At 72.3% G+C, this 8,565-nt stretch carries 8 protein-coding genes; 6 read left to right on the top strand and 2 right to left on the bottom strand.

Going from position 1 to position 8,565, the window contains the following annotated elements:
* The first annotated feature begins 572 nt into the window (after nt 1-572).
* Nucleotides 573-1,697, top strand: a complete 1,125-nt coding sequence (locus ACIPJI_RS34170) for a serine aminopeptidase domain-containing protein (protein ID WP_356624203.1) — start codon at nt 573-575, stop codon at nt 1,695-1,697.
* Nucleotides 1,698-1,877: 180 nt separating this feature from the next.
* Nucleotides 1,878-3,182: a hypothetical protein gene (locus ACIPJI_RS34165; protein WP_402250760.1), complete on the top strand. Its 1,305-nt coding sequence runs from the start codon at nt 1,878-1,880 to the stop codon at nt 3,180-3,182.
* A 34-nt stretch (nt 3,183-3,216) separates the two neighbouring features.
* Here the strand turns inward: ACIPJI_RS34165 and ACIPJI_RS34160 are convergent, their stop codons facing one another.
* Nucleotides 3,217-3,624 (bottom strand): VOC family protein, encoded by a 408-nt coding sequence (locus tag ACIPJI_RS34160; RefSeq protein WP_402250758.1) that lies wholly within the window; start codon nt 3,622-3,624, stop codon nt 3,217-3,219.
* Nucleotides 3,625-3,992: 368 nt separating this feature from the next.
* On the opposite strand from ACIPJI_RS34160, the gene ACIPJI_RS34155 reads away from it, so the two are divergent.
* The 3 genes from ACIPJI_RS34155 to ACIPJI_RS34145 all read left to right on the top strand — a co-directional run bounded on the left by ACIPJI_RS34155 (nt 3,993) and on the right by ACIPJI_RS34145 (nt 7,140).
* Complete coding sequence (locus ACIPJI_RS34155; protein WP_159693237.1) at nt 3,993-5,591, top strand: ABC-F family ATP-binding cassette domain-containing protein; 1,599 nt, start codon at nt 3,993-3,995, stop codon at nt 5,589-5,591.
* Nucleotides 5,592-5,977: 386 nt separating this feature from the next.
* Complete coding sequence (locus tag ACIPJI_RS34150; RefSeq protein ID WP_005319113.1) at nt 5,978-6,199, top strand: helix-turn-helix domain-containing protein; 222 nt, start codon at nt 5,978-5,980, stop codon at nt 6,197-6,199.
* Between the two features lie 149 nt (nt 6,200-6,348).
* The gene (locus ACIPJI_RS34145; protein ID WP_005319115.1) at nt 6,349-7,140 is read left to right on the top strand and encodes an enoyl-CoA hydratase/isomerase family protein; all 792 of its coding nucleotides are present in this window, start codon (nt 6,349-6,351) and stop codon (nt 7,138-7,140) included.
* A gap of 154 nt (nt 7,141-7,294) precedes the next feature.
* On the opposite strand, the gene ACIPJI_RS34140 is transcribed toward ACIPJI_RS34145, so the two are convergent.
* A complete protein-coding gene (locus ACIPJI_RS34140) occupies nt 7,295-7,966 on the bottom strand; it encodes a hypothetical protein (RefSeq protein ID WP_402250755.1) in 672 nt (223 codons plus the stop codon).
* A 92-nt stretch (nt 7,967-8,058) separates the two neighbouring features.
* Between ACIPJI_RS34140 and ACIPJI_RS34135 the strand changes: the two genes are divergently transcribed.
* Nucleotides 8,059-8,559 (top strand): Asp23/Gls24 family envelope stress response protein, encoded by a 501-nt coding sequence (locus tag ACIPJI_RS34135; RefSeq protein ID WP_307705716.1) that lies wholly within the window; start codon nt 8,059-8,061, stop codon nt 8,557-8,559.
* Nucleotides 8,560-8,565 lie beyond the last annotated feature (6 nt).

Here is an 8,565-nt window from a genome sequence, read left to right as displayed (position 1 = left end):
TCCGGCCTGGGCCCGGCGGGGGCATTTCCAGCTTCGCTGGGGCACCTCCCGCTGCCGCCAGGCAGTAGGGGGAGTTCGAGGCGCGGGGTCCTGTGGCGTGTCTCTCCACGCCGCCAGGCGTAGGGGGGAGGAGCGCCGCGCGGCGCGCGGTGGCGGGGTCCGGGGGCCTGCCCCGCATTCGGGAAGGGGCGGGGCGGGGAACACGCCCTCGCCTGGGCGCGCCTCGGGCCCGGGCAGTTCCGGCCTCGCCGGCGGCGGCTCCGGCCCTGCCGGTGGCTCCGGCCTGGGCCCGGCGGGGGCATTTCCAGCTTCGCTGGGGCACCTCCCGCTGCCGCCAGGCAGTAGGGGGAGTTCGAGGCGCGGGGTCCTGTGGGCGTGTCTCTCCACGCCGCCAGGCGTAGGGGGCGGAGCCGAAGCGGCGCGCGGCGCGCGGTGGCGGGGTCCGGGGCCTGCCCCGGATTCGGGAAGGGGCGGGGTGGGGGTACACGCCCCCCGCAAGGCGACGCCCCCGTCGCAACACGCCCGGCCCCGCCCACTGGCCCCCTCCCGCAGCCGCCCCGACACTGGTACACGTGCGCCCCGCTACAGCGACGGCAGCGGCCGTCACCACCCTGATCGGAGTCGGCGCGGCAGCAGTCGCGGCCGGCCGCTACGCGAGCCACGCAGCCCTGCGGGCGGCGAACAGGCCCCTGCCCGGCGACCCCCGGCTCACCGTCCACGCCACACCCCCCGGCGCCGTCGTCCTCACCCGCAGCCTGGCCTCGCTGCGCCCGGGGACGTACGGGCTGGAAGGGTCCGGCGTCCACGCGGTCGTGGGGGAGGTGCTCGGCGGAGTCCCGCACGACGCGGACACGGTCGTGCGCCGCCTCGTACGCGTCACCGAGGGCGAACTGGAGCCTGGCACCAAGGTGCGCCTCACCCCGCAGGTCCACCGGGGAGACCCCACCGGCGCGCTCGGCATAGAGCACTCCGAGGTCCTCGTCCCCGGAGAACTCGGCGCGCTCCCCGCCTGGTTCGTGCCCGGCCCTCGCTCGACCTGGGTCATCGCCGTGCACGGGCTCGGCACCACCCGGGAACACACCATGAACGTGCTGGGCTGCTTGCACGCCCTTCAGTTCCCGGTGCTGTCCCTCGCCTACCGGGGAGACTCCGGCGCCCCACGGCCCCCGGACGGGCTGGGCCACCTCGGCGACTCGGAGTGGCGCGACCTCGACGCCGCCGTCCGCCACGCCGTGCGCTACGGCGCCGAGCGGGTCATCGTCCACGGTTGGTCCGTCGGCGCCTCGATGGCGCTGCACGCGGCCGCCAACTCCGGTCTGCGGGACCGGATCAGCGGTGTCGTCCTCGACTCGCCCGTTCTCGAGTGGGAGGCGACGGTGCGCGCACTGGCCTCCGCCCGCAGAACCCCCGCCCCGCTGCTTCCGCTTGCGGTCCGGGCCGCCCAGGGCCGCACGGGAGCGCACGGCGACCGCCTCGCCGAAGCCGGCGACCCGAAGTCCCTGGCCGTACCGACGCTGATCTTCCACGGCCCCGACGACACCCTGGCGCCCTGGCGCGGCTCGCGCCAACTCGCCGCCCGCCGCCCTGATCTGGTCACCCTTCACACGGTCCCGCAGGCGCCGCACGCCGCCATGTGGAACGCCGACCCGAAGGGGTACGAAGAGGTCCTCCGGCGCTTCCTCACCCCCCTCATGTGACCCGCGTACGACCCGCCTGGGACGGCCGTCCAGCGCCGCCCGCCAGGTTCCGTTTGGGCTTTCGGGCCGTCAACGGGAAGACTGCACCCCGTGACGTCCCGAAAGCCTGATGAGCAATTGGCGCGCAACTCCAGACTCCGCCTTGTCCGCTCGCGGTCACTGGCCGCCGCGCGACGGGCCGTGACGACCCGGCGGACCCGTCCGGCGCCCCGGCCGCCGGAGGGCACACCCGCCCCCGCCGAGCTCGCGCGCCAGGCGCGGGCTGTCCTCGCCGACGCAGTCCGCATCGCCCGCTGGGCGGCCGCCGACCGCGACCTCGGCACCACACCGCTCGCGGTCGGCGCCCAGGAACGGGCTGCTGCCGCCCTGGACCTGACCATGGACGAGGTGCGGGCCGGCTGGGACCGCGCCCGCCTCGCCGGCCTCGTCGAGCTGCACGGCGACACGGTCCGCCCCGGCTGGCGGCTGCGTGCCTGGGACCGCGACGACATGGCCGTGCTGCGCGGCTGGGTCGCCCTCTTCGACGCCTGGTCCCTGATCCACCCCGCCCCCGGCGACGTCGCTCCCACTGCGGTCGCCGAGGTGGTCGAGGCGGTGCCCCAGGTGCTTTCCCTCCTCCAGCTGTCGGCCGGCCCCGTGCTCACGCCCGCTCTGCTCGACCTGCTCCAGCAGCGCGTCGCCGAGCTCCGCGAGGAACGCTGCGAGGTCCCCTACGGCGCCGGCGCCCCCGCCGAACCGCAGACCGGGTCCGGTGCCGAAGAGGCCCCCGTCGCCGCACTCCTCGACTGGGCGCTCGAGGGGCTGTCCGCCGTCGGCGCCCTGACCCTCGAGCGGGGCCAGGCGACCCTCACCCCGCTCGGCAACTGGGCGGTCTGGGTCAAGCTGGAGCAGATCTGCGTCGCCGCCCAGAGCCCCGCCGGCAACATCGAGCAGTCCGCGGAGGACATGCTCCGGGGCTGCGCCCGCCTCACCCCCGGCCCGGCCCGCGCCGAGTACCGCGCGTGGCTCGCGGCGCGCACCGTCTCCAGTGCCGTCGGGGAACTGCTCGCCGTCGCCCGGGGCGAGGACGCCCTGCTGCGCGGCCTTGCCTTCGAGGCGCTGCGCATGGTCGGCGCTCCCGCCGAGAGCGAGGTGCGCGCGGCCGCCGCCGAACCGTCCCTTCGCCCTTACGCCTTGCTGTGGCTCGCCGAGCACGAGGGCGCGGACCCGGAGGACGCGGCCGATGTCCTCACCCGTGAGGAAGCGACCTGGCTGTGGGTGGACACCGCCGCGGCCGTCGCGGACCACGGGGAGCCCCAGCTGCTGCTGCGCCATCTCGATTCCGCCGTGCAGGGCACGGTCCCCGCGCTGCTCGAGGCGGTCCGGACCGGCGGCCATCCTCGTACGGTGCAGGTCCTGGTCGCCCTGGCGGCGGCGCACCCGGACCCGGCCCTGGCCAAGGCGGTACGCAGGGCCGCGTTCCAGGTGCACACCGGCGGCGTCTGACCCCCGCAGGCCACGACCGCAGGGGCGGGGAGGTCTACGAGGCCTCCGCCGCCCCCGGCGTGTACGTGCCGAAGCTCCAGATGTGGCCCTCCAGATCGCGGACCATGTAGTCCCGCGAGCCGTAGTCCTGGTCGGTGGGCGGCATCACGACGTCGGCGCCGTGCTCCACCGCCCTGCCGTGGTGGGCGTCGACGTCGTCGACATGGACGAACACCCCCGTCGGCCCGGCGCCTTCCATGAGCTTGTCGAACTCGCCACCGGTGCCCTTGCTGCCCAGCATCACCATGCCGTTGCCGTAGGTGAGCTCGGCATGGATCACGCCGCCGTCCTCGTTCTCGTACACCGCGTGTTCGGTGAAGCCGAAGGCCTCGGTGAGCTGTCTGATCGCGGCCTTGGCGTCCGCGTACAACAGGGTCGGACAGATGCTCGGCGACTGAGCCATCCCGATCGCTCCCTCACTTGCTCGACGACTCGGATGTGATCTGTGTCTCAGTCTGGCATCCGCCACTGACGACGGGGCTCAGCGGAACGTGTCGCGCGGCGGCAGAATGTCCCGCGCCGGTGAAGTGGCGGGACCGGTGTCATGGCCGACCGCGTGGCCACCGCCTCTGCTCCACCACGGCGGCGGCCCGCCACGCCGTGGCTCCGCACACCGTGCCGCGGCCCTCCCGGGCCGCCGTCCGGCCGCGAAAAACACTTGCACGGTCCCGTTAGACTGGGCCGTATGGCAATTCTCCTTGTGCATTAGACGGCGTAGAAGCGTCTCCGCCCGTCCCTTCCGCCGTCCATACCGCCCTGGAGTCTTCCCCCGTGATCACCGCATCCGGTATCGAGCTGCGCGCAGGCGCGCGCGTCCTCATCGAATCCGCTTCCTTCCGCATCGCCAAGGGCGACCGCATCGGCCTCGTCGGCCGCAACGGAGCGGGCAAGACGACCCTCACCAAGTGCCTCGCGGGTGAGGGCATCCCCGCAGGCGGCACCATCACCCGCTCCGGCGAGGTGGGTTACCTCCCGCAGGACCCGCGCACCGGCGACCTCGAAGTCCTCGCCCGCGACCGCATCCTGTCGGCCCGCGGCCTCGACACCCTGATCCGCAAGATGCGGCAGAACGAGGAGCGCATCGCCTCCGGCCAGGGCAGCACCCGTGAGAAGGCCATGCGCCAGTACGAGCGCCAGGAGACCGAGTTCCTCACCAAGGGCGGCTACGCCGCGGAGGCCGAGGCCGCCACCATCGCCGCCGCGCTCGGCCTGCCCGACCGCGTCCTCGGCCAGCCTCTCCATACGCTCTCCGGTGGTCAGCGCCGCCGCGTCGAACTCGCCCGGATCCTGTTCTCGGACGCGGACACGCTCCTGCTCGACGAGCCCACCAACCACCTCGACGCGGACTCGATCGTCTGGCTGCGCGACTACCTGAAGACCTACCGCGGCGGCTTCATCGTGATCTCCCACGACGTCGACCTCGTCGAGACCGTCGTCAACAAGGTCTTCTACCTGGACGCGAACCGCTCGCAGATCGACGTCTACAACATGGGCTGGAAGCTGTACCAGCAGCAGCGCGAGGCGGACGAGAAGCGCCGCAAGCGCGAGCGTCAGAACGCCGAGAAGAAGGCCGCCGCGCTCAACTCGCAGGCCGACAAGATGCGCGCCAAGGCCACCAAGACCGTCGCCGCGCAGAACATGGCCCGCCGCGCCGAGCGCCTGCTGGCCGGCCTCGAGGACGTCCGGATGGCCGACAAGGTGGCCAAGCTCCGCTTCCCGGAGCCGGCGCCCTGCGGCAGGACGCCGCTCAGCGCCGAGGGCCTGTCCAAGTCGTACGGGTCCCTCGAGATCTTCACCGACGTGGACCTCGCCATCGACAAGGGCTCGCGCGTCGTCATCCTGGGCCTCAACGGCGCCGGCAAGACCACGCTGCTGCGGCTCCTCGCGGGCGTGGAGAAGCCGGACACCGGCATGGTCACCCCGGGGCACGGCCTCAAGCTCGGGTACTACGCCCAGGAGCACGAGACCCTCGACCCCGACCGTACGGTCCTGGAGAACATGCGCTCCTCCGCGCCCGACCTCGATCTGGTCGAGGTGCGCAAGACGCTGGGCTCGTTCCTCTTCTCCGGCGACGACGTCGACAAGCCGGCCGGGGTGCTCTCCGGCGGCGAGAAGACCCGGCTGGCGCTGGCGACCCTGGTCGTCTCGTCCGCCAACGTCCTGCTGCTCGACGAGCCCACCAACAACCTCGACCCGGCCAGCCGCGAGGAGATCCTCGGGGCGCTGCGCACCTACAAGGGCGCCGTCATCCTCGTCACGCACGACGAGGGCGCGGTCGAGGCGCTCGAACCCGAGCGGATCATCCTGCTGCCGGACGGTGTCGAGGACCTGTGGGGCGCGGACTACGCGGACCTCGTGGCCCTGGCCTGAGGCCCTGCGACGGGTTCCGGGCCGGTACCGGAACCCGTCGATCCATCCCTCTACGATCTTCGTATGGATCTCCGCATGGATCATTCGGCCTACGAGTGATCCATCATCTGTGTGAGTGCGTCTCGTATTGCGGCGTGGCGACTGGTGGACCGCCGTCGCCACGGCCCCGCTGAGCGCCATTCCTCCCGCCTGCTCTGAGCTGGCCTTTTCCGTGCCGGGCCGTGACTGCGTGGACCGAGCACCGATCGGAATGCATCATTCCGTTCATGGTGGCCTCATAGCGCACCGCAAAGCGTTCCGTACTGACCTTGTCGAATGGGTGGCCAGGACGCCCGTGAGGGGTGATCATGAGAAGTCCAGAGCGCACTTCCCATGAGGAGGCACGGGTGGCCGAGACTCTGAAGAAGGGCAGCCGGGTTACCGGCGCCGCGCGCGACAAGCTCGCGGCAGACCTGAAGAAGAAGTACGACTCCGGTGCAAGCATCCGGGCGCTGGCCGAAGAGACCGGTCGCTCATACGGATTCGTCCATCGGATGCTCAGTGAGTCCGGAGTCGTCCTGCGGGGACGTGGCGGAGCGACGCGAGGCAAGAAGGCCGCTTCGGCCTGACGGTCCCGTCGACGAGGCTGCTCCTCCGGTTCATCGGTACCTACGGTGGCCACCTGGTCGGCCCTATGGCCGGCCGGGCGGTTACTGTGCAGTAGCTTACCTTCTTGACTCGAAGGCCAGGCCACACTGCACCGAACCGGAGGCGCCTCATGACTTCGCTCGACCCCGTACTCGACAAGGACGGCGTACGGCTCACCGTCGAAGACGCGGTTGCCACGGTGACCTTGACGAACCCGGACAAGCGCAACGCCCAGAACTTCGCGCTGTGGCGGGCGTTGGCGCAGGCGGGACGGTCACTGCCCGGCAGCGTGCGGATCGTCGTGCTGCGCGGCGAAGGCAAGTCCTTCTCCGCGGGCCTCGACCGGCAGGCTTTCACACCGGAGGGCTTCGACGGCGAGCCGTCCTTCATCGACCTGGCACGCGGCACCGACGCGGAGATCGACGCGTCCATCGCCGAGTTCCAGGAGGCGTTCACCTGGTGGCGCCGCAACGACATCATCTCCATCGCGGCCGTGCAAGGCCATGCGATCGGAGCGGGCTTCCAGCTCGCCCTCGCCTGCGACCTGAGGGTCGTCGCGCAGGACGTGCAGTTCGCCATGCGCGAGACCGCGCTCGGTCTCGTGCCCGACCTCACCGGCACGCACCCCCTGGTGTCGCTCGTCGGATACGCCCGCGCACTCGAGATCTGTGCGACCGGCCGTTTCGTCCACGCGGAAGAGGCCGAGCGCACGGGCCTCGCCAACCTCGTCGTCCCCGGCGAGGAACTCGACGCCGCGGTACGCGACCTGTCCGCGGCGCTGCTTGCCGCGCCCCGGGACGCGGTGAACGAGACGAAGGCGCTGCTGCGGGGAGCGGCGGGCCGCTCGTACGACGAACAGCGCGCGGCGGAACGCGCGGCGCAGGGGCGGCGCCTGCGCGACCTGGCGGGTCTCGCGGACTGAGCCCGGACCCCCGCGCCTCGAACTCCCCCTACGGCCTGGCGGCCGTGGGAGGTGCCCCCAGCGAGGCTGGATCTGCCGGAGGGGCTGGTTTCGCGGAGCGAAATCCAGCCCGTCCGGCGTTGGAGGACGCCGCGCGAAGCGCGGTACCCAGCGGTCAGGCCGTCGCGGTGATCACGATCGTCACCGCGCGGTCGTCCTCCAGCACCCCCGCCACCACCCTCCGTACCGCCCGCGCCACGTCCAGCGCCCGATGCCCCTCCGCCGTCGCGAGTTCGACGCGGACGTGGTCCGGCGCGTGATGGACCGCCGCGCCCAGCGTCCCCGTCAGATGCGCCACGCCCGCCGTCGCGGCCACGGCCGTGCCCACCGGGTCGGAGGGTTCGACGGCCGCCGGGGCGCCGGGCGCGGCAGGACTCTCGGGGGCCGCGTCCAAAAGAGTGTCGACGCGCAGATCGACGACCGTGACCGTGAGCCCCAGCGCTTCCGCCGCCGCGTCGAGCAACGCAGACCGCAACGCCGCCGTGAGCGCCGGCAGCGGTTCTGTGAGGTCCCAGACGGACACCCCCGCCTCGACCCGCAGAGGGCCCGGCCACACGGCTGCCGGTGGGGTCGGCACCGTCGGGGGCTCCGCCGTCTCAGGGTCCACCAGGGAGAGCCTGACGTCGTTCAGGACGGCCCCCGGCACCGAGGCCGCCGCACGGCGCAGGACCGCGGCGGCGGCTGATTCCGACAGCCACGCACCGTCCGCCGGGCCGCCGAGGGCGAGGAGTCTGCCGAGACCCAACGCACCGCGTACCCGCCGCAGAACCGCATTCGGAGTGGTCATTCCTCCAGCCTGCCGCATCCCCGGCGCGGATGTGGGCAAGGTCACCTAATGTGGGCAACGGGGCCGTCACCCGCCCGGAAAGGACCACGGCGATGACCGAAACACCTGGGCGCAGCCTGCCCACGACATCCGGAAACGAGCTGTCCGGTTCCAGCGAAGCCACCCGTAAGGGTCCAGGCGGCAAGCGCCTGCCGGAGCCAGGCTCCCGCGGTCGTACCACCATCGCCGACGGAGTGGTGGAGAAGATCGCCGGACTGGCCGCCAAGGACGTTCTCGGCGTGCACGCGATGGGGGGCGGGTTCTCCCGTACCTTCGGCGCGGTGCGCGACCGGGTGCAGCCCGGCGGCGGCAAGACGTCCAACGTCGCACGCGGAGTGAAGGCCGAGGTCGGCGAGGTACAGACCGCGATCGACCTGGAGATCGTCATCGACTACGGCGTATCCATCTCCGACGTGGCCCGTGCTGTCAGGGAGAACGTCGTCTCCGCCGTCGAGCGGATGACGGGCCTCGAGGTCGTCGAGGTGAACATCGCTGTCAGCGACGTGAAGCTGCCGGACGAAGAAGAGGACGAGCCGGAGCCTCGAATCCAGTAGAGGAGC

This window comes from Streptomyces sp. NPDC086835, assembly GCF_044745705.1.
In the GTDB taxonomy this organism is placed as follows: domain Bacteria; phylum Actinomycetota; class Actinomycetes; order Streptomycetales; family Streptomycetaceae; genus Streptomyces.
Note: the sequence above shows the minus strand (reverse complement) of the source record. Positions and strands in the feature narration are given on the sequence as shown.